The sequence below is a fragment of the Pseudomonas sp. VEM90 genome (assembly GCF_054611535.1).
On sequence record NZ_JBTRAR010000069.1, the window covers coordinates 1 to 541 of the forward strand.

Here is a 541-nt window from a genome sequence, read left to right on the forward strand (position 1 = left end):
TCATGACTGGGGTGAAGTCGTAACAAGGTAGCCGTAGGGGAACCTGCGGCTGGATCACCTCCTTAATCGACGACATCAGCCTGCTGATGAGCTCCCACACGAATTGCTTGATTCATTGTCGAAGACGATCAAGACCCTATATAGGTCTGTAGCTCAGTTGGTTAGAGCGCACCCCTGATAAGGGTGAGGTCGGCAGTTCAAATCTGCCCAGACCTACCAATATGCGGGGCCATAGCTCAGCTGGGAGAGCGCCTGCCTTGCACGCAGGAGGTCAGCGGTTCGATCCCGCTTGGCTCCACCACTTAGTGTACCTCGATCAAACTCAGAAATGAGCATTCGCATCGAATGTTGATTTCTGGCTTTTGTCAGATCGTTCTTTAAAAATTCGGATATGTGATAGATATAGACTGAACGCCAGTTTCACTGCTGGTGGATCAGGCTAAGGTAAAATTTGTGAGTTCTGCTCGAAAGAGCAACGTACGAATTTTCGGCGAATGTCGTCTTCACAGTATAACCAGATTGCTTGGGGTTATATGGTCAA

The 541-nt window shown here is 49.0% G+C and carries 2 tRNA genes and 1 rRNA gene; all 3 read left to right on the top strand.

Going from position 1 to position 541, the window contains the following annotated elements:
* A 16S ribosomal RNA gene (locus ACYCCG_RS26060) occupies positions 1 to 65 on the top strand; the annotation flags it as partial.
* Between the two features lie 77 nt (positions 66 to 142).
* Positions 143 to 219: transfer RNA gene (locus tag ACYCCG_RS26065), tRNA-Ile, on the top strand.
* A gap of 6 nt (positions 220 to 225) precedes the next feature.
* Positions 226 to 301 (top strand) — tRNA-Ala (locus ACYCCG_RS26070).
* Positions 302 to 541: the final 240 nt, after the last annotated feature.